The organism is Xanthomonas sp. BRIP62415 (genome assembly GCF_003993515.1).
Lineage (GTDB): Bacteria > Pseudomonadota > Gammaproteobacteria > Xanthomonadales > Xanthomonadaceae > Xanthomonas > Xanthomonas euroxanthea.
Map to the genome: position 1 here is coordinate 304,531 of NZ_QEZH01000006.1, position 21,290 is coordinate 325,820.

The following is a 21,290-nucleotide window of genomic DNA, read 5'->3' on the forward strand; positions in this document are numbered from 1 at the left end:
CGGGCAGCGTCTCCCGATGGGAGAAAGAAATGCGGCGGCACCTTGGTCAACCCTGTCGTACGGTCTGTGGATGATCTGCGGCATCGCGTTGCACGAACCAGAGGCAAGCATGTCGCCTCGCGCAAGCTGAGTTCATGGCACCGGCTGACAGGCCGTTCCACATCCGCTGCGCCACCAATGTCACAGCACGCCCGGCGCAAACTGTGCCAGAACCGTGACAGTGCGCCTGACGCAAGCCACTGCCATCACTGCAGATGCTTGCTGCTACGACATGGTGCGTCGCACCAGTACGCTGGCATGGCGTTTGCTCTTTCCCTCTCGACGTTTTCCGACGTCCGCGACGCAACTGGCGGGTGCAACGCCGGCGCCGCGGGATGTTTCAACCGACTGGTTGTTCAATCGAGAGGGGTAGACGCACATGCACCAATCTTCCTGCCGCAGCCTGCGCAGCAGTGTGCTGCTCATGCTTGCGCTGAGCGCTGCGCTGTCCGGCTGTAAAAAAGAGGCCGCCACCGAGACCGCTGCGCCGGCACCGGCCGCTGCACCCGCCGCTGCGCCGCCGGCCGCCGCCGTGGTCGATACCGATGGCGAATTCACCACCAATGCCAGCAATCCGGACAACTGGGGCGGCATCGGGCGCGACTTCGCGCTCACCCGGCACAGCCCGCTGGCCGAGATCAATCGCGACAACGTCAAGAACCTGAAGATGTCGTGGGAAATGAAGACCGATGCCACGCGCGGCCACGAAGGCCAGCCGCTGGTGATCGGCAGCATCATGTACATGGTCAGCGCGTATCCGAACAACGTGTTCGCCATCGACCTGGCGGCGCAGGACGACGGCGGCAAGGTGCTGTGGAAATACACCCCGCAGCAGGACGAGCGTTCGGTGGCGGTGGCGTGCTGCGATACGGTCAACCGCGGCGCCTCGTATGCCGATGGCAAGCTGGTGTTCGGCAGCCTGAGCGGCGATGTGATCGCACTCGATGCCAAGACCGGCAAGGAAGTGTGGAAGCAGAAACTCGCGCACCCGGACAAGGGCGAGACCATCACCATGGCGCCGATCATCGCCGACGGCAAGGTGGTGGCCGGCATCAGCGGCAACGAGTTCGGCGTGCTCGGGCGCGTGGCCGCCTACAACCTGGCCGATGGCAAGCAGTCCTGGTCCTGCGATGCGGCCGGCACCGACAAGGCGATCTGCCTGGGTGCGGATTTCAACAAGGCCAATCCGCAGCACGGGCAGCTCGGCGATCTGGGCGTCAAGACCTTTCCCAACGACGAATGGAAGCGTGGCGGCGGCGCGGCGTGGGGCTGGTACAGCTACGACCCGAAGTTGAAGCTGCTGTATTACGGCACCGGCAATCCCGGCCTGTGGAGCCCGTCGTATCGCTGCGGCAAGACCTCGCAGGAGGAATGCAACAACGGCGAGCATGACAACAAGTGGTCGATGACGCTGTTCGCGCGCAAGATCGATACCGGCGAAGCGGTTTGGGGCTATCAAAAGACCCCGTTCGACCAGTGGGATTACGACGGCATCAACGAGCCGATCCTGGTGGACCTGACCATTGACGGCAAGCAGGTGCCCTCGGTGGTGCAGTTCGATCGCAACGGCTTTGCCTACGTGCTTGATCGTCGCGACGGCACCTTGCTGCGCGCGCACAAGTTCGTGCCGGCCAACTGGGCCGAACGCATCGACATGAAGACCGGCCGCCCGGTCAAGGTGGCCGCGCATTCGCCGCTGGAACGCGGCAGGAAAGTGCAGGCCTTTCCCTCGGCCATGGGCGGCAAGGACCAGCAGCCGTGCTCGGTGGATCCAGCCAACTCCGCAGTGTTCTTCTGCGGCACCAACAACTGGCACATGGAGCTGGAACCGCAGGAGCGCGGCAACACCATGATGGGCCTGCCCTACGTGTTCGCCAACGTGATGATGAAGCCCAACGAGCCGGGTGCGCTGGGCATCGTCAAGGCCTTCGATGTGGTGGAAGGCAAATCCAAGTGGGAGATCAAGGAGAAGTTCCCGGTGTGGAGCGGCACCCTGGTCACCGACGGCGGGCTGGTGTTCTACGGCACGCTGGACGGCTGGTTCCGTGCGGTGGACAAGGACACCGGCAAGAAGCTGTGGGAGATGAAACTGCCCTCCGGCATCATCGGCAACCCGATCGCCTACAAGGCCAACGGGCACCAGTACGTGGCGGTGTTCTCCGGCATCGGTGGCTGGATCGGCCTGCCGGTGGCCGCAGGTCTGGATCCGTCCGATCCGTATGGCGCGCTGGGGGCTGCGGGGCTGGCGTTCGGCGCCGGCTTCGACAAGATCCCGCTCGGCGGCATGGTGCACAGCTTCCGTATCGATGGTGCGGGCAAGACCGTGACCGCCGGTACCACCGCCACCGCAGCGGCAGGCGGCGGCGCGGCCAACGCCGTCGCGAAGACTGCACGATGAGATCCACGCAAGGCGTTGGACGCACACGTCGGCAGAGCTGTGCCGGCGTGCGCGGCATGCCCCGGCGTCTGCGCAAGATGCTGGTGGTTTGCAGCCTCGGACTCGTCGCCGCAGGCTGCACACGCGAGCCGTCCTCACCGACGGCTCGCGCTTCTGATTCCGCAGCGGCGCCCACAGCGGCGGCTGCCTCCAGTGCACTGCCGGCTTCGGCGCAATCGACGGCAAGCACGCCACCGCCTGCGCCCGATCCCGCGGTGCTGCGCGTGTGTGCCGACCCGGGCAACATGCCGTTGTCCAACAAGGCCGGCGAAGGCTTTCAAAACAAGATTGCGCAGGTGGTGGCCGAGGCCATGGGCCGTCGCCTGGAATACGAGTGGCGCACCTACTACCAGCGCGGGCTGGCGCGCAGCACCATCACTGCCGGCCGCTGCGACGTGCTGATGGACCTCAACAGCGACTTCGAGCAGGGCCTGACCACGCGCCCGCTGTATCGCTCGGCGTATGTGCTGGTGACGCGCAAGGGCCTGGATCTGCTGCCGACCTCGCTGGACGACCCGGCGCTGAAGAAGCTGCGGCTGGGCGTGTTCCAGAGTTCGCCCGCACGCCAGGCCCTGTACGAGCACGGCATCAGCGGCGAGGTGCAGTACCTGTTCTACGACTCGGCCACCGCGCCGGAAGAACATCCCGGCAAGCTGGTCGAACGCGTCGCCGCCAATGAACTGGATGCGGCCGAATCCTGGGGCCCGGTGGCCGGCTACTACGCCCAGCGCAACGGCCTGGGCGTGGTGCCGCTCAATACCATCGACGATGCAGTGCTGGAGTATTCGATGGCGTGGGCGGTGTCGCGCAAGAATGCGCAGCTGCGCGATGCCCTGAACACGGCGATGCAGCAGAGCGCGGCAAACATCGCGCAGATCCTGCGCAGCTATCACGTGCCGCTGGTGCGCTGCAGTGAGTGCGTGGTGAGCGGCGATCTGGCCGCGCATGGGCCGTATGCGACGCCGACGCCAGCGCCCAAGGCGCCAAGCCCGGCCGCATCCTCGCAGCAACTGGCGCAGCTGCAACTGCGCATCGCCGACGGTGCCGACCCGAACCAGGAGCTGGCGCATGCGCTGGATGCCGGCGATGGCGTGCGTGTGGCGTGGTTGTTGCGGCATGGCGCCGATGTCAATCGGCCCAACCTGCTTGGCGAGCCGCCGTTGCATCAGGCCATCCGCAATCAGGAACCGGAGCTGGTCGGTCTGTTGCTCGATGCCGGTGCAGCCCTGGATGCACGCGATGCCAGTGGCTGGACCGCGTTGATGAAAGCCGCATGGGCCAACGATGCCGACAGTGTGGCCAGGTTGCTCGGCAAGCGTGCGTCGGTGGACACCGTCTCCGGCGACGGCTGGAGCGCGCTGGAGCTGGCGGTGGCCTACGCCGATGTCGGCGTGGTGCAGGCATTGCTGAAGGCAGGGGCGGACGTGCGGCGTGCCAATCCCGCCGGCTTCACCCCGGTGATGTTTGCGGTGGCGCGCGAGGACCCGGCGACTCTCGATGCGGTGCTGGCCGGCGGCGCCGAGGTCGGCCACGCGAATCAGGCTGGTGTCACCGCATTGATGCTGGCCGCCGCGGCCGGGCGCGAGGCGGTGGCCAGGCGCTTGCTGGCGGCCGGCGCAGACCCGTCCGCACGCAATCGCGACGGCAAGACCGCCGCCGCATTGGCGCAGGCACGCGGCGATAGCGCGCTGGCCGCGTTGCTCACCCAGGCCAGGCACCCATCCCGGCAATGACTGTGTCACCCGCCGCGCGCACGGGGTGCGTGGTGTTCCCTCCGACCAGAAAGGTTCGTTCATGCGCAAATCCACCGTGGGTTGTTCCGATCGTTCCATGCGCGCACCGCTGTGCGCGGTGATGCTCAGCGTCGTGCTCGCCGCCTGCGGCAAGCCGGCACCGCCGCCCGCGCCCGAGGCGGCCGCTGCCAGTCCACCTGCGCCGGCCACCACCGGCGCCGCCGCGCCGGCGCCCGCAGCGGCGCCCGCCGGGATGCCCAACCCGGCCGCCGGGCCTGCACCGGATCCGGCCACCCCGCCCGCAGCGCCGGCCACCGTCGTGGCGATCCCGAAGGGGCCGGAGGTCAAGGTCACTCCCGAACTGATCGCCGAAGGCAAGAAGATCTATTTCTCGGCCGGCTGCAATGCCTGCCATGGCGGCACCGGTGGCGGCGGCATGTGCCCGCCGTTGACCAACGACATCTGGGTGTATGGCAGCGACGACGACACCTTGCGTACGCTGATCAGCGAGGGCACCGCCGCGATGATCACCCACGGCAAGACCCGCATCGGGCATGAGAAGGTGGTCGGGCAGATGCCGCCGTTCGCGCCGGTGCTCAAGCCGGGCGACACCGAGAAACTGCTCGCCTTCATCCATTCGATCAACAAGACCGCGGGCAAGGCGCAATGAGGCCAGCGCCCATCGGGTGGCAGCGCGTCCTGGCGACCACCGCGCTGGGCGTGCTGCTGGGCCTGGCCGGTTGCCGGCGCGATGCGCAGCCGCCCGCGGCAAACGCTGCGCCGGCGACAACGACGAGTACGGCTCCTGCAGCAACACCGGCGCCATCGATGCCGCCGGTGTTTGCGTATGTGCCCAATCAACGCAGCGGTACGGTATCGGTGATCGATACGCACAGCGATACGATGGTGCGCACGCTCAGCGCGCAGGGGCAACTGGGCAAGCGCTTGCAGCAGGTGTTGCCGGGCCCGCACGGGCATCTGTACCTGATCGATGCCGAGCATCATCGCCTGATCGAACTGGATACCGAAAAGGACGCGGTGCTGCGCAGCGTGCAGATCGGCGAGAACGCCGAGGGCATCGCGCTGTCGCCGGACGGCAGGCAGTTCGCGGTGTGCGTGGAAGGGCAGAACCAGGTGATGCTGATCGATGCGGCGCAGTTCCGCGTGCAACAGGTGATCGCCACGCGCGGGCAGGCGCCGGAACATTGCGCCTACACGCCGGACGGGCAGTGGCTGCTCACCAGCAACGAGGGTTCCAACGACATGGACATCATCGAGCTGGCCACCCATCGATCGCGCGGTGTGGTCGCCACCAGCGGCCATCCGCGCGGCATGGCATTCGCCCCGGACGGGCACAGCGTCTACATCGCGCAGGAGACCGCCAACGTGGTGGACGTGATCGACCTGCAGACGCGCCGACGCCGCGCCAGCCTGCCGGCCGGCGTGCGCACGGCAGGCGTGGCGTTGTCGGCCGATGGCACGCGGCTGTATGCGTCCAACGGCGGTGCCGGCACGGTCAGCGTGATCGATACCCAAAACGCGCGCAGGCTTGCCGAGATCGCGGTGGGGCTGCGGCCGTGGAATCCGGCGCTGACCCCGGCCGGCGACAAGCTGTATGTCGCCAACGGGCGCTCGAACACCGTGAGCGTGATCGACACCGTCGCATTGCGCGAGATCAAACAGATCCCCGTCGGCGACCTGCCGTGGGGCGTGGTCATCGCGCGCTGAGCGGCGGCCATGCCGACGCGCGCCAGGGGGGCCGGATGAAGACACGCGCTGCGGTGGCATGGGGTCCGCACCAGCCGCTGACCATCGAAGAGGTGGACCTGCAGCCGCCGCGGCCCGGCGAGGTGCTGGTGCGCCTGGTTGCCACCGGTATCTGCCACGGCGATGCGCATGCGTTGGCGCACGGGCAGGCGAGCAGCTTTCCGGCGATCCTGGGGCAGGAGGGCGCGGGCATCGTCGAGGCAATCGGCATCGGTGTCACCAGCGTGCAGCCCGGCGATCACGTCATCCCGCTGTACATGCCCGAGTGCGGCGTGTGCAAGTTCTGCCGCTCCGGTCGCACCAACCTGTGCCAGGCGATCCGCAGCAGCCAGGAGCGCGGCCTGATGCCCGACGGCAGCAGCCGGTTCTCGTTGCACGGGCGGCCGATCCTGCACCACATGGGCACCAGCACGTTTTCCGAATACACCGTGGTGCCGGAGATCGCGGTCGCGCGGATCCCGCCGGATGCACCGCTGGATCAGGTCTGCCTGCTTGGCTGCACGGTCACCACCGGCGTCGGTGCGGTGCTCAACAGCACGCATGTGCGGCCCGGCGACTGCGTGGCGGTGTTCGGCCTGGGCGGCATCGGCCTGTCGGTGGTGCAGGGCGCGGTGCTGGCGCAGGCCGGGCGCATCATCGCGGTGGATATCGACCCGGCCAAGTTCGCGCTGGCGCGTGCCCTGGGCGCCACCGATTGCCTGGACCCGCGCGACTACGGCGCGCCGATCCAGCAGGTGATCGTGGACCTCACCGATGGCGGCGCCGACCACAGCTTCGAATGCGTGGGCGATGTCGGCGCGATGCGCGCGGCGCTGGAGTGCTGCCACAAGGGCTGGGGCGAGAGCGTCATCCTCGGCGTGGCCGACGACGCGCAGGAAATCAGCACGCGCCCGTTTCAACTGGTGACCGGGCGGGTGTGGCGCGGCAGCGCGTTCGGCGGGGTGAAAGGGCGCAGCGAGCTGCCCGGCTATGTCGCGCGCTATCTGCATGGCGATCTGCAGCTGGCCCCGTTGATCACCCGCATCCTGGCGCTGGACGACATCAATCAGGCGCTGGCGGATCTACGCGCGGCGCGTGGCATCAAATCGATCGTGCTTTATTGAGGGAGACGACATGAGGTCGACGCATCACTTACCGTGGGATCGCAGCACACCGCCGCTTCGCGTCGCACACCATGGCCGCGATGCATTGCAACGACATCGGCTTGCCTGCGCCTGCGCAGCGCTGCTGTGCGCTGGTACGATCGGCACTGCGATGGCCGAAGACGCGCCGCAGGTGACCTGGCTGGACCGCATCGAGGTCACCGCCACGCCGATTCCCGGCACCACCATCGATGCGGCGCAACTGCCGTACATGGTGCAGTCGGCCACCGACAGCGCGTTGTCGCGCGGGCGCAGCAACAACCTTGGCGACCTGCTGCAGCGGCGCTTCGTCGGCGTGGATGGCAACGACGTGCAGGGCAGCGCGTTCCAGAACGATCTCACCTTCCACGGCTTTCGTGCCTCCGCCTTGCCGGGCGCCTCGCAGGGCGTGTCGGTGTATCTGGATGGGGTGCGTTTCAACGAACCGTTTGCCGACATCGTCAGCTGGGACATGCTGCCCGAGTCGGCCATCAATGCGGTGACGCTGATGCCAGGCTCCAATCCCTTGTTCGGGCCGAACACGCTCGGTGGCGCGGTGGTGCTGTCCACTGCATCGGGCCTCACCGCGCCGGGATTGCAGGGCGAAGCGAGCATCGGCAGCGGTGCGCGCAAGCGCCTGGATGCCAGTTATGGTCTCGCCAGCCAGGACGGCTGGCATGGGCTTGTCGCGGTCACCGGCTTCGACGAGAACGGCTGGCGCGATGCCTCCGAGGGCCGCCTGGGAACGGTGTTCGGCAAGCTCGGCAAGCAAGGCGAGCAGACCGACTGGAGCCTGTCGGTGCTGCACGGGCGCAGCCGCCTGATCGGCAATGGCCTGCTGCCGGATACGCGTTATACCGACGATGGCCCCGAGCCCGGCCTGTATCGCGCCGACCGCCGCGCGGTGTACACCTCGCCCGATCTCACCCGCAATCGCACTACGCTGTTCACCGCGCAACTGGACCATCGTTTCGATGCGGACACCGCATTGCATGCACTGGCTTATTCGCGGGTGGGCCGCCGCGACACCGTCAATGGCGATATCGGCGAGGACTACGAGGAATTCGTCGAGGAATGCGCCTCCGGTTACGCTGCCGACGGCAGTGCGCTGGATGCCGAGTGCGATGTCGCACGCGCCGATGCCGACGCCCTGCCCACCGGCGCGCTCAACACCACCCAGATGCGCCAGGAGGCGCAGGGGCTTGCGCTCAACCTGAGCAGGCAATGGGGCACGCATGCGCTCAGCACCGGCGTGACCTTCGATCGTGGTCATGTGCGCTATCGGCAATTCGCGCGCGATGGCTGGGTGCAGCCGGACCGCTCGGTCGCTGCCGATCCGGATGCCGGGCGTGCGTTCTTTTCCGGCGTGCGCGGCAGCACCAAGACGCTGGGCGTGTTCGTCGCCGACACCTGGGCACTGGACGCTGCCACCCATCTCAGCGCCGCAGTGCGCTGGAACCATGTGGTGGTGGACAACATTCTCTCCACTGCCGACGACGGCGACCGCCCACGCGAGCGCTTCGTCTACGCCAAGGCCAACCCGTCGTTGGGGCTGACCCACCGGCTCGCTTCGGGGCTGACGCTGTACGGCTCGGTCGCACAGAACAGCCGTGCGCCTACCGCGATCGAACTGGGCTGCGCCGATCCCACCCAGCCGTGCCGATTGCCGACCGGCCTGCAGGCTGACCCGCGCCTGGAGCAGATCGTTTCGCGCACCTACGAACTGGGTGCGCGCTGGACACCGTCGACCGACAGCAGCGCGAGCGTGTCGGTGTACCGCGCCGACAATCGCGACGATATTTTGTTCCTGCGCGCGCCGGACACGCAGCTGGGTTACTTCGACAATGTCGGCCGCACCCGTTACCAGGGCGCGGACCTGGCGCTGCGCCTGCACAGCGGCAACTGGCACTGGTCGGCCGGCTACAGCTTTCTGGATGCGACCTACCGCAGCGATGGCGAATTGCTGTCCGGCGAGCGCGTGATCGCCTTGCGGCCGGGCCTGCGCATCGCCGCGTTGCCGCGTCACAACCTCAAGCTCGGCGTGGAATGGCAGCGCGATGCGCTGACGCTGGGCGCCGGGGTGCGTGCGGTGTCCGGGCGCGTGGCCAGCGGCAACGAGGACGGCCAGGTCGACAACGCCGAAGACGGCGAGCCCGCACCCGCGCGCATCGACATCGGCACCGCCGGCTATGCGCTGGTGGACCTGCAGGCGCGTTGGCAAGTCAGTGCGCGGCTGTCGCTGTTCGCCCGCGTCGACAACGTCTTCAACCGCCGCTATGCCACGTACGCAGCCGTGGCCGAAGACGTGTTCCCCGATGGCGAACTGGCGCGCCCGCAGGATGCGCCGGTGGAAACCGGCCCGGCGCGGTTTCTCGCACCGGGCGTACCGCGGCAGTATCTGATCGGGGTGCGTTGGGCGCTCTGATCGCAGAGGAATTGGGAATCGGGAATAGGTGAGTGCAGGGCGTTAGCTCTACGATTCCCCATTCCCCATTCCCCATTCAACCGGTATCCAGGCCGTGCTTGCGCAGCTTGCGATACAGCGTATTACGGCTGATACCCAGGGCATCGGCGGTGCGGCTGACGTTCCAGCGGTGGCGTTCGAGTTGTTGCTGCAGCACCAGGCGTTCGGCCTGGTCGAGTGCGGCGCGGCCGGGCATGTCGTCGGCGGCCACCGCGCGGCCATCGACCAGGCACGGGGCGCTGCCGGCATCGACGATTTCCTGCGGCAGATTCGGCAGGCGGATCACCCCGTCGCTGCACAACACCGCCGCCGTGCGCAGCACATTGCGCAACTGGCGCAGGTTGCCCGGCCATGCGTAGCTCAGCAGTTTGTGCATCGCTTCTTCGCTGATGCGCACGCTGTGCTCGCTGTTCTCCTCGCGCAGCAGGGTGCGGATCAGCTCGGCCTTGTCGCTGCGTTCGCGTAGCGGTGGCAGATGCAGCACCACGCCATTGAGCCGGTAATACAGGTCCTCGCGAAACTCGCCGGCCGCCACCCGCTGCGCCAGATCGCGGTGGCTGGCACTGATCACGTGCAGCTCCAGCGGCACCGCGCGTTCGCTGCCCAGCGGGGTGACGCATTGTTCTTCCAGGACACGCAGCAGGCGGCTCTGCAACGGCAGCGGCATGTCGCCGATTTCGTCCAGGAACAGCGTGCCGCCGCTGGCCTGCAGCAGCTTGCCGTGGCGGCCTTCGCGCGCGGCATCGGTGAATGCGCCGCGCGCATACCCGAACAATTCGCTCTCGATCAACGCCTCGGGAATCGCCGCGCAGTTGATCGCCACGAAGGCGCCGCCGGCCCACGGCGAGCCACGATGCACTGCCTTGGCGAATTCCTCCTTGCCGGTGCCGGTATCGCCACGCAGCAGGATCGATACGCGATGTGCGGCCAGCTTCAGCGCATTGGCCAGGTTGTGGCGCATGCGCGAGTCCGAGCCGACGTGCTCGCCGGGTTGCAGCTCGGTATCGGGCGCCAGCTGCGCCGGCCCGCCCACCGCCGGCAGCGCGGGGCGCGCACGCGGCGGGCGCACCAGCGCGTAGAAACGCCGCCCGTGGCAGGCGCAGCGGATCGACCACAAGGTGCCGGCATCGCTGCCGGCGCGGTGCTCGAGGGTGTCGAAATCCAGCTGCATCACCTGCGCGATGTTGCGGCCCACCAGCTGGCTGCGATCGAGCTTGCCCAGTTGCTCCAGCACCGCCTCGTTGACTGCCAGCACGCGACCGTCGGTATCGATCGCAATCAGCGCTTCGTGCAGCAGGCCGGCGAACTCGGGCCGGCTATGGAAGCGCAGGATGAAGGCATGGCCGAACTGGTTGAGGAAATGCGAGCGCGAGATCTGCGCCGCCGACATGCTCACCAGCGCCACGGTGTGGCGCTGGGTCTGCTTGCCGTCCTGCGCATTGGGGGTGGAGGCATCCAGCACCGCCAGCAGGCCGCCGTGCGGGTCCAGGATCGGCGCGCCGCTGCACGACAGCGGCAGATGGCGGGTCAGATAATGTTCGCCGCGATGCACGCTGACTGCGGTGCGCTCGGCCGCGCAGGTACCCAGGCCGTTGGTGCCTTGATGGCACTCGGCCCAGCTGGCGCCGCAGAACAGACCGGCCTGGCGGAATTCGCGCAGCAGGGTCGGGTCGTGCACGCTGTGCAGCACGGTCGCCTCGGCGTCGGCAAAGATCACCGCATAGCCGCTGCCGGCGATCTGCTCGTAGAGATTTTCCATCTCCACCTTGGCAATGCGCAGCACATCGCCCAGACGTTGCTGGCGCTCGCGCACGTGCAGCGCATCGTGCACCAGCGGCTCGGGGGCTGCCTCGGGCAACAAGGCGTAATCGTCCAGGCAGCGCCGCCACGAGCGCGACAGTGGTGCGGCAAGCGGCGCAATGTCGCGCAGCCGGCGGATCTGCCGGAGTGCATCCGGTTCGATCTCGGGCAGGGCGATGGAAGTGGCGGCGACAACGCTTGGCTCTGACATGGGCCAGCGTTCCTCAGTGGGCGCGAAGCGTCAGTAGAGGCACAGATCGCTGCCATGCTCAAACTGCATTGCAGCAAATTGCGGTGCAGACGAGCCCTCTCCTGCGGGAGAGGGGTTGGGGTGAGGGGACGGTGCGAAGCCTTGTGCCGTTCAAACTGCACGAGGCCTCGCCCGTACCCTCATCCGCCCCTGCGGGGCACCTTCTCCCGAGGGGAGAAGGGTTGTGTGAGCTCGACGCTGCGGATCAGGCCAGCGTCAGAGCGCGTAGCCGAACTGCTGCTTGAACTGCGCCAGGCATCAACCGGGCCACCCAGATGTCCCGCCGTCGCCACGGCCCGCGATCTCAGGCGACCGACCTTTGCTGCGGCCTCAACACTCCAACGTCGACGCGCACCTGCGGCGCCGATGCCGTCTCAGAGGGCGCCGATGCCGTCTCAGAGCGCGTAGCCGAACTGCTGCTTGAACTGGTCATTGAACTCGCCGAAATCGAACCGCTGATTCTGCGTGCCCGGATGCTCCACCTTCAGCGCGCCCATCAGGTTGCCCATCCGCCCGATCGTCAGCCAGTCGTAGCCGCCCTGGATGCCGTAGATCAGCCCGGCGCGGAAGGCGTCGCCGCAGCCGGTCGGATCGACCACGCGGCGCTCGTGCGCCGGCGGGATGTCGTAGGTCTTTTCCGGCGTATGCACCAGCGCGCCCTTCGGGCCCTGGGTGGTGATGTAGGCCTGCACGCGCGAGACGATGTCCTTTTCGTTCCAGCCGGTGCGTTCCTGCAGCAGGTTGGACTCGTAGTCGTTGACCACCACGTAGTCGGCCTGTTCGATGAATTGGCGCAGTTCCGGGCCGTTGAACAACGGCATCGCCTGGCCGGGATCGAAGATGAAGGGAATGCCGGCGGCAGCGAACTCTTCTGCATTCTGGATCATGCCCTCGCGCCCGTCCGGGCCGACCAGGCCCAGGGTCACGCCCGGCACGTCCTTCACATGGTTTTCGTAGCTGCGCATCATCGCGCCCGGATGGAAGGCGGTGATCTGGTTGTTGTCGTGGTCGGTGGTGATGAAGGCCTGCGGGGTGAACAGCTCGTCGATGATCTTCACCCGCGACAGGTCGATGCCCAGCGCCTCGAAGTGTTCGCGATACGGGCCGAAATCCTGGCCGACGGTGCCCATCGGGATCGGCGCGCCGCCGAGCAGATGCAGGTTGTAGGCGATGTTGCCGGCGCAACCGCCGAACTCGCGGCGCATGCGCGGGACCAGGAACGACACATTCAGGATGTGCACCTTGTCCGGCAGGATGTGGTTCTTGAACTGGTCCGGAAACACCATGATGGTGTCGTAGGCGAGGGAACCACAGATCAGTGCGGACATCGAGTCGGGCCTTTGCGTTGGGAAATACCCGCCAGTTGCCGGCATGGCGGCGGGACGGCGCGAGCGCCGCGGCGCAAAGGGTAACGGCTGCGATCGATCAGGGCCACAACCGCATGCCATGCCCGGCGTGACCGGCACATGAAAATCACGCCGAAACGGCCGATTTTTCCTTGCCCGCACCGGGGGGGATTGCTAGGCTAGTGGACTTCGTTTTCTGCCCGCTTATCGACCAGTTGGTTCTGCATCGGCGACAGGGCAAGCGACTCTTTCAGGAACGGCTCCCTCGATGTTCAAGAAACTCCGCGGCATGTTCTCCAACGACCTGTCCATCGACCTGGGCACGGCCAATACGCTGATCTACGTGCGCGGACAGGGCATTGTGCTGAATGAACCTTCGGTGGTGGCGGTGCGTCAGGACCGCGCCATCGGCGGCACGCGCTCGGTGGCTGCCGTCGGCGCCGAGGCCAAGCAGATGCTCGGCCGCACCCCGGGCCACATCACCACGATCCGCCCGATGAAGGACGGCGTTATCGCCGACTTCACCTACACCGAGGCAATGCTGAAGCACTTCATCAAGAAGGTGCACAAGTCGCGCTTCCTGCGCCCGAGCCCGCGCGTGCTGGTGTGCGTGCCGGCCGGTTCCACCCAGGTCGAGCGCCGCGCCATCAAGGAATCGGCGGAAGAAGCCGGCGCACGCGACGTCTACCTGATCGAAGAACCCATGGCTGCGGCGATCGGTGCCGGCATGCCGGTGACCGAGGCGCGCGGTTCGATGGTCATCGACATCGGCGGCGGCACCACCGAGGTGGCGGTGATCTCGCTCAACGGCATCGTCTACTCGCAGTCCGTACGCGTGGGCGGCGACCGCTTCGACGAGTCGATCACCAACTACGTGCGCCGCAACCACGGCATGCTGATCGGTGAAGCCACCGCCGAGCGCATCAAGCTGCAGATCGGCTGCGCCTACCCTCAGGACGAGGTGCAGGAGATGGAAATCTCCGGCCGCAATCTTGCCGAAGGCGTGCCGAAGATGATCAAGATCAACTCCAACGAGGTGCTCGAGGCATTGCACGAGCCGCTGTCGGGCATCATCTCGGCAGTCAAGCTGGCGCTGGAGCAGACCCCGCCGGAACTGTGTGCCGACGTGGCCGAGCGCGGCATCGTGCTCACCGGCGGCGGCGCACTGCTGCGCGACCTGGACCGCCTGATCTCCGAGGAAACCGGCCTGCACGTGCAGGTCGCCGACGATCCGCTCACCTGCGTGGCCCGCGGCGGCGGTCGCGCGCTGGAGCTGGTGGACATGCATGGCAACGAGTTCTTCGCGCCGGAGTGAGGCGTCCGGGAATCGGGAATCGGGAGTAGGGAATTGTGAAAGCATTCCCTGCCCGCGCTCCTGAGCGGTTGCGACGCGGTCCCGCCCATGTGAGTTTTCGCCTCAACCGTCTCGGGGGCAGCACACTGCTTCCCGATTCTCCATTCCCGATTCCCCATTCCCGGCCCTGACAGTGCCCTCCTACGCCGGTCCTCCCGTCGCCTCCCGTCCGGGCGAAGTCACCTCCACGCTGCGGCTGCTGGTCTATCTGGTGCTGGCGATCGTGCTGATCGCGCTCGATAGCCGGGGGGGCTGGCTGAGCCAGGTGCGCCTGCAGGCCAACCTGCTGATCCAGCCGATCTGGGCCGTGGCCGGGTTGCCGGGGCGGATCGGCTCGCAGGTGCGCGACAACGCCGCCACCCACGCGCAGCTGGTGGAAGAAACCCGCGACCTGCGCAACCAGCTGCTGGTGGCCAATGCGCGCCTGACCCGGCTGCAGACCGCCGCGCTGGACAATGCGCAGCTGCGCGAACTGCTCAACGTGGCCGAGCGCCGCGGCCTGGACGTGCAGCTGGCGCCGATCCTGGATATCGACCTGGACCCGACCCGGCAGCGCCTGCTGCTGGATGCCGGCAGCCGCGATGGCGTGCTGATGGGCCAGGCGGTGATCGATGCCGGCGGGCTGATGGGCCAGGTGATCGAGGTGACCCCGCTGCATTCGACCGTGCTGCTGCTGACCGACCCCGACCACGCGGTGCCGGTCAGCGTGGCGCGTAACGGCGTGCGCCTGATCGTCTACGGCCGCGGCGACCGGCTGGAACTGCGCGACATCCCGCTCAGTGCCGGCGTGCAGGTGGGCGACGAGATCGTCACCTCCGGCCTCGGTGGCCGCTTTCCGGCCGGCTTCCCGGTCGGCAAGGTGTCCGAACTGCATCCGGACGACACCCACGCCTTCCTGGTCGGCGAACTGACCCCGGCCGCCAAGCTCGATCGCGGGCGCGATGTGTTGTTGCTGCGTGCAGGCAAGCCGCTACGCGTGGCGCCGGGAATCGGGAGTGGGGAATCGGGAATGGGGAGTGGCAACGGCGCCGGTGCTGCATCGGTGCCGGCCTCGACGCCGACCGGACAGGCCACTCCCGTTCCGCCGCAAGGAAGTGCGCCTGCCAAGCCGTCGGGAATGGGGAATGAGGGAGCGGGAATCGGCAACGGCAACGGCAACGGCAACGGTGCTGCATCGATGCCGTCCTTGCGATTGACCAGGCAAGGCGCAGCATCTGCATCGTCGCAAGGGGCCGCTCCTACCGATTCCCGATTCCCGATTCCCGATTCCCGTCCCCGAAACAACCAGGGCGCAGCCACCGCGACGCCGCAGAACACCGCTCCTGCCGATTCCCCATTCCCGATTCCCCAATCCCGTCCGTCTCCAACGGAGACGGAGCAATGACCCGCATGCGCAACACCTGGATCCTGCCGGCGAGCATCCTCATCGCGCTGGTGCTGGGCCTGCTGCCGCTGCCGGTGGTGGTGCAGCCGCTGCGTCCGTACTGGCTGGCGCTGGTGCTGGCGTACTGGGTGATCGAGGAGCCGGACCGGGTCGGGCTGGGCATCGCCTTCGTGGCCGGCGTGCTGGCCGACCTGCTGTATGGCGGGCTGCTCGGCGAACAGGCGCTGCGGCTGGTGATCATGACCTTCATCCTGCAGCGCTTCCGCGCGCGGATGCGCTTCTTCCCGGTCTCGCAGCAGGCGCTGGCGATCGGCGGGCTGCTGCTCAACGACCGCATCGTCTCCTCGGCGGTGCATCTGGCGGTGGGCGAGCCGAGCCTGCCGTGGAGCTACTGGTGGGCGCCGCTGCTGGGCATGGCGCTGTGGCCGCCGCTGTTCGTGTTGCTGGATGCGGTACGGCTGGGCAAGCGGAGCAAGAAGTAAGCCATGCACGGGCGTCGTCACCCCAAGAACCCGCACGCGGAGGCCGAGCAGTTCCGCCGGCGTGCGGTGCTGGGCTTTGTGATGGTGGTGATCTGCCTGGTCGGCCTGGGCGGCTGGTACTTCAAGCTGCAGGTGCTCGACCACGAGGTCTACGCTACCCGCTCGGAAGCCAACCGCATCAAGCCCAAGCCGGTGGTGCCCGGGCGCGGCATGATCTACGACCGCACCGGCCGGCTGCTGGCCGAGAACGTGCCGGCCTTCCGCCTGGACGTGACCCCGGACAAGGTCACCGACATGAACGCCATGCTGGCCGCGCTGGGCAAGGTGATCCCGATCGCGCCGGAGGACCTGGAACGTTTCAATCGCGAGCGCCGCGCGCGCCGCAGCTTCCTGCCGGTGACCCTCAAGTTGCGCATGAGCGATGAGGAAATGGCGCGCTTTGCGGTGGAGCGCTGGCGCTTTCCCGGCGTGGAGCTGGAGCCGTACCTGACCCGGCGTTACCCGTACGGCCCGCTGTTCGCGCACATCATCGGCTACGTCGGCCGCATCGACGAGAAGGACCTGGCGGTGCTGGGCGAGGGCAATGCCGCGCTCACCCACATGGGCAAGTCCGGGCTGGAGCGCTACTACGAGCAGGATCTGCGCGGCCAGGTCGGTTACGAGCAGGTCGAAACCAATGTGCAGGGGCGGGCGATCCGCACCGTCGGCCGGGTCGCGCCGCAGTCGGGCGCGGACCTGCGGCTGTCGGTGGATGCCGACCTGCAGCGCGCGATGGTGGCCGCGTTCGGCGAGCACGAAGGCGCGGCGATCGCGATGGACCCGCGCACCGGCGAGATCCTGGGCATGGTCAGCCTGCCCAGCTACGACCCCAACCTGTTCGTCAACGGCATCTCGCATACCGACTTCAAGATGCTCAACGACAACCCCTCGCGGCCGCAGTTCAACCGGCTGGTGCTGGGCGGGGTGGCGCCGGGCTCCACGCTCAAGCCGCTGATCGCGCTGGCCGGGCTGGACAGCGGCCTGCGCCGGCCGGAAGACCGGGTGCTGTCCACCGGCATGTTCTACCTGCCCGGGGTCAGCCGCGGCTGGGGCGACTCGCACCGCGGCGGCCATGGCTGGACCGATCTACGCAAGTCGATCGCCCAGTCGGTCAATACCTACTACTACCGCCTGGCGGTGGACATGGGCATCGACCGGTTCGACCACTACATGGGCGAGTACGGTTTCGGTCAACCGACCGGGGTGGACCTGCTCGGCGAGATCGGCGGCATCCTGCCGTCGCCGGCCTACAAGTACAAGACCCGCAAGGAACGCTGGTACCCCGGCGACACCGTCAACATCGCCATCGGCCAGGGTGACTGGAAGGTCACGCCGCTGCAGCTGGCGCGCGGGGTGTCGGCGATCGCCAGCGGGCTGCTGCTGCGCCCGCACCTGGTGCTGGAGGAGCGCACCGGCTTCGACCACCCCTGGCAGCCGATGATCCAGCCGCCGGGCAAGCCGATCAGCCCGAGCGCGGCGCACCTGCAGGTGGTGCGCGAGGGCATGATGGACACCATGCGTCCGGGCGGCACCGGCTATGCGATCACCCCCGGCGCGCCTTACCAGATGGCCGGCAAGACCGGCACCGCGCAGGTGGTCAGCCGCAAGGGCGTGGCCGCGGTGGATCCGCGCAGCCTGCCGCTGCATCTGCGTCACCGTGGCCTGTTCGTCGGCTTCGCCCCGGCCGACAACCCGGTCATCGCGGTGGCGGTGGCGGTGGAGGGCGGCGGGTTCGGCACCAGTTCGGCCGCGCCGATCGCGCGCAAGATCTTCGACGCCTGGCTGCTGGGCAAGCTGCCCGCCGGCCTGGAGCCGCTGGACAGCGAGCTGGGCATGACCGCGGTGGGCGTCAACCAGTTCGAAGCCGGCGCCACCGATGCGCGCCAGGCCGGCGATGCGGCCGCAGCCACGCTGGCCGAGCTGCCGGTGGTGATCGGCCAGACCGCGGTGGCCCTGGACCCCAACACGCCGGCGCAGCCGGTGGTGCCGGATGTGCCCGATGCGGTCCAGGAGACCGACCATTGAGTGACATCCTGCGCTGGCTGGTGGACATGGTGGCGCGCTTTACGCGCAGCCTGGACTGGGTGCTGTGCCTGGCGCTGGGGGCGCTGATGGTGATCGGGCTGTCGGTGCTCAAGAGCGCTGGCGGCGCCGCCAACGGCGATCACCTGGTGATGGCGCAAGCCGTGCGCTTTGTCATCGGCCTGGCCGCGATGTGGGGCATTTCGCGCATGTCGGTGCTGCGCCTGCGCGCCTGGACGCCATGGGTGTACGGCCTGTCGATGCTGCCGTTGCTGGCGGTATTTGCGCTGGGCACCGGCAAATACGGCCGCCAGTGGCTGGATCTGAAACTGTTCTACCTGCAGCCGGCCGAGTTGCTCAAGATCAGCCTGCCGATGATGGCGGCCTGGTATCTGCACCGCATGCCGTTGCCGCCGCGCATCTCCACCGTGCTGGTGACCGGCGTGATCATCGGCGTGCCGACCGCCCTGATCATGCTGCAGCCGGACTTCGGCACCGGCGTGCTGATCGCCGCCAGCGGGGTGTTCGTGCTGCTGCTGGCCGGCCTGCCGTGGTGGTGGGTGGCGGTGGGCGTGGGTGGCGTCTCGGCGGCCGCGCCGGTGGCCTGGTTCTGGCTGCTGCGGCCGTACCAGAAGGACCGCATCATGATGTTCCTCAACCCGGAAAACGATGCGCTGGGCGCCGGCTGGAACATCATCCAGTCCAAGATCGCGATCGGTTCCGGCGGCTTCGACGGCAAGGGCTGGGGGCTGGGGTCGCAGTCGCACCTGAACTTCATCCCCGAACAGACCACCGACTTTGCGTTCTCGGTCCTCAGTGAAGAATTCGGCTGGATCGGCGTGGCGACCGTGCTCAGCCTGTACCTGATCGTGATCGCCCGCTGCCTGTGGATCGCCTCACAGGCGCGCGACACCTATTCGCGCCTGGTCGCCGGCGCCACCGGGCTGGCGTTCTTCGTCTACGTGCTGGTCAACGGCGGCATGATTTCCGGCCTGCTGCCGGTGGTGGGCGTGCCGATGCCGCTGATGAGTTACGGCGGCACCTCGGCGGTGTCGTTGCTGGCCGGGCTGGGCCTGGTGATGGCGGTCAAGACGCACCGTCCGGTGCACGGGTACTGAGCCGGCGCGTGCTGCAGCCCAGAGTGGCAGGCGTACCCGCCTCGCCAGAACGAATCATGGCTGACCAGGTGCACCACGCCGCGTGCGACAGGCGCATGACACGCCGCTGACACTGCGCAGGACGCGTGCGGTTGTGCGTGCTGCGTTGCAATGACGACACGCCGACGCAGGGCCGCTTCGCGCGTGCGGCACCGGGTTCGCTCGCCTTCTGTGGGTGGGGGCGTTGCGCCGTAGAGTCCGATGCGCCGCTGTCTGCACGCGGCAGCGTCGCGTTGCAGCTGCAGGCGCGCACCATTCCTCTTTCCGGTGACCTCTTCCATGAAATTGCTAAGCGCCGCCATCGGCGGTGTCTGTCTGACGTTCGCTGCACACGCCGGCGCCATCACCCTTGCCAGCGGCGATGCGCGTGCCGTGTCCGAGCCGGCGATTCCTGCCACCTGCCAGGCGGTGAGCGCCAGCCACACGCCGAGCGGGCGCCAGTTCGATGCCGCGCTGGAAAGCGCGCCGCCCGATACCAACACTATCCAGGCCGCGTTGACGGCCTGCACCGGCAAGAACGGCAGCGTGCTGCTCAAGGCCGGCACCGGCGACGCGTTTCTCAGCGGCCCGCTCACGATTCCCACCGGGGTCACCCTGGTCGTCGATCAGGGCGTGACCCTGTACGGCTCGCGCAATCCGGCCGATTACGGCAGCGGTTGCGGCGTTGCGGGCGCCAAGAGCGGTGGCTGCCTGCCGCTGATCGGCATCAAGGGCGCCAGGTCCGGCGTGATGGGCGTACGCACCGGCGGGCGGCAGGGCACGATCGATGGGCGTGGCGACCTGCCCATGCTCGGCAGGACCACCACCTGGTGGCAATTCGGCGAAAACGCCAAGACTGCCGGCCAGGTGCAGAACAGCCCGGACCTGATCAAGGTGCAGAACTCCACCACGTTCACCCTCTACCACGTCAATCTGATCAACGCGGCGTACTTTCATTTCTTCGCGCACATCGTCGATGGCCTGACCATCTGGGGCGTGCGGGTGAAATCGCCGGCGACCAGCCCCAACACCGACGGCCTGGACCTGGACAGCGTGCTCAACGCCAGCCTGGTCGACAACGATGTGATGGGCGGCGACGACTGCGTGGCGATCAAGACCATTGCGTCCAGGTCCGGCAACATCAGCGTGCGCGACAACCGCTGCTACGGCACCCACGGCATCTCGATCGGCAGCGAGGTGATGTCCGGGGTCAACAACGTGCTGGTCGACAACAACGCCATCACGGCCAGCGACGATGCCGGCAACCGCAGCACCGACAACACCGGGCTGCGCATCAAGACCAGCCTGGCCAAGGGTGGCCCGGTCAGCCTGGTGACCTATCGCAATACCTGCCTGTACGGGGTGACCAGCCCGCTGGTGATCAACCCGTTCTATGCGACCGGCGGCAGCGGCACCAAGCCCAGCTTCAGCGACATCGTCGTCAACGGCCTGCGCACCACCGGCGATGCCGGCCTCAAGGGCAAGGGCTGGATCCTGAGAGGTTTCGATGCGCAGACGCCGCTGGACCTGACACTGGCCAACGTGGCCACCGGCAACACCGCGGTCGCCGCCAGCGACGCGCGGATCGGGCTCAGCAACAGCGTGCTCACCCCGACCGGCAGCAACGTCACCACGCCCAGCGTGCAACTCGGCGGCAGCGTGCCTACCTGCTCGACCGCACCGCGCTTCCCGGCCCTGTAATCAACCAGGCGCGGCCACCCGGCCGCGCCTGACGGCCGCGGTGACAGCAAAGGGACCAACGCCCGCCGATCAGGCCGCCAGGTGAAGAAACCAAAGCAGGCCCCATGGCACGGCGCCGAACCCGACGCCTCGCCAGCTCCGGCCTGCCGTGACAGAGAAATCCGGGGCCGCACACGCGCAGCACCCCGTATCCCCATTCCCCACTCCCCATTCCG

14 protein-coding genes are annotated in these 21,290 nt (G+C 67.8%); 12 read left to right on the forward strand and 2 right to left on the reverse strand.

What is annotated here, in order from left to right; translation table 11 throughout:
• Positions 1 to 418 precede the first annotated feature (418 nt).
• The 6 genes from EO141_RS01630 (at position 419) to EO141_RS01655 (ending at position 9,522) form a co-directional block, all read left to right on the forward strand.
• Entirely contained in the window at positions 419 to 2,437 is a 2,019-nt protein-coding gene (locus EO141_RS01630) for a methanol/ethanol family PQQ-dependent dehydrogenase (protein WP_343135006.1), read from the forward strand.
• On the forward strand, positions 2,434 to 4,209 hold the full coding sequence (locus EO141_RS01635; RefSeq protein WP_127168349.1) for a quinoprotein dehydrogenase-associated putative ABC transporter substrate-binding protein: 1,776 nt from the start codon (positions 2,434 to 2,436) through the stop codon (positions 4,207 to 4,209). The genes EO141_RS01630 and EO141_RS01635 overlap by 4 nt, the downstream gene beginning before the upstream one ends.
• A 25-nt stretch (positions 4,210 to 4,234) precedes the next feature.
• Positions 4,235 to 4,879 (forward strand): c-type cytochrome, encoded by a 645-nt coding sequence (locus tag EO141_RS01640; protein WP_164739003.1) that lies wholly within the window; start codon positions 4,235 to 4,237, stop codon positions 4,877 to 4,879.
• Complete coding sequence (locus EO141_RS01645) at positions 4,876 to 5,937, forward strand: beta-propeller fold lactonase family protein (protein ID WP_127168350.1); 1,062 nt, start codon at positions 4,876 to 4,878, stop codon at positions 5,935 to 5,937. Before EO141_RS01640 ends, EO141_RS01645 begins: the two co-directional genes overlap by 4 nt.
• Before the next feature lie 35 nt (positions 5,938 to 5,972).
• Complete coding sequence (locus tag EO141_RS01650; RefSeq protein ID WP_115675998.1) at positions 5,973 to 7,079, forward strand: S-(hydroxymethyl)glutathione dehydrogenase/class III alcohol dehydrogenase; 1,107 nt, start codon at positions 5,973 to 5,975, stop codon at positions 7,077 to 7,079.
• 151 nt (positions 7,080 to 7,230) lie between these two features.
• On the forward strand, positions 7,231 to 9,522 hold the full coding sequence (locus tag EO141_RS01655; protein WP_164739004.1) for a TonB-dependent receptor: 2,292 nt from the start codon (positions 7,231 to 7,233) through the stop codon (positions 9,520 to 9,522).
• A gap of 76 nt (positions 9,523 to 9,598) precedes the next feature.
• Here EO141_RS01655 and EO141_RS01660 read toward each other — a convergent pair whose 3' ends face one another.
• Both EO141_RS01660 and EO141_RS01665 read right to left on the reverse strand, forming a co-directional pair.
• Positions 9,599 to 11,572, reverse strand: coding sequence for a sigma-54-dependent Fis family transcriptional regulator (locus EO141_RS01660; RefSeq protein WP_119130672.1), 1,974 nt, complete (start codon positions 11,570 to 11,572; stop codon positions 9,599 to 9,601).
• 434 nt (positions 11,573 to 12,006) lie between these two features.
• Complete coding sequence (locus tag EO141_RS01665) at positions 12,007 to 12,939, reverse strand: carbohydrate kinase family protein (protein WP_104649225.1); 933 nt, start codon at positions 12,937 to 12,939, stop codon at positions 12,007 to 12,009.
• 286 nt (positions 12,940 to 13,225) lie between these two features.
• Here EO141_RS01665 and EO141_RS01670 point away from each other — a divergent pair, with 286 nt between their 5' ends.
• From EO141_RS01670 to EO141_RS01695, 6 genes are all read left to right on the forward strand, one after another.
• On the forward strand, positions 13,226 to 14,272 hold the full coding sequence (locus EO141_RS01670) for a rod shape-determining protein (RefSeq protein WP_006452025.1): 1,047 nt from the start codon (positions 13,226 to 13,228) through the stop codon (positions 14,270 to 14,272).
• A gap of 172 nt (positions 14,273 to 14,444) precedes the next feature.
• Positions 14,445 to 15,695: a rod shape-determining protein MreC gene (gene mreC / locus EO141_RS01675; protein ID WP_127168352.1), complete on the forward strand. Its 1,251-nt coding sequence runs from the start codon at positions 14,445 to 14,447 to the stop codon at positions 15,693 to 15,695.
• The gene (gene mreD / locus EO141_RS01680) at positions 15,692 to 16,177 is read left to right on the forward strand and encodes a rod shape-determining protein MreD (protein WP_127168353.1); all 486 of its coding nucleotides are present in this window, start codon (positions 15,692 to 15,694) and stop codon (positions 16,175 to 16,177) included. The genes mreC and mreD overlap by 4 nt, the downstream gene beginning before the upstream one ends.
• 3 nt (positions 16,178 to 16,180) lie before the next feature.
• Positions 16,181 to 18,241, forward strand: coding sequence for a penicillin-binding protein 2 (mrdA, locus tag EO141_RS01685; protein ID WP_115676004.1), 2,061 nt, complete (start codon positions 16,181 to 16,183; stop codon positions 18,239 to 18,241).
• Entirely contained in the window at positions 18,238 to 19,356 is a 1,119-nt protein-coding gene (gene rodA / locus EO141_RS01690; protein ID WP_104583771.1) for a rod shape-determining protein RodA, read from the forward strand. The genes mrdA and rodA overlap by 4 nt, the downstream gene beginning before the upstream one ends.
• A gap of 318 nt (positions 19,357 to 19,674) precedes the next feature.
• Complete coding sequence (locus EO141_RS01695; protein WP_127168354.1) at positions 19,675 to 21,075, forward strand: glycosyl hydrolase family 28 protein; 1,401 nt, start codon at positions 19,675 to 19,677, stop codon at positions 21,073 to 21,075.
• Positions 21,076 to 21,290 lie beyond the last annotated feature (215 nt).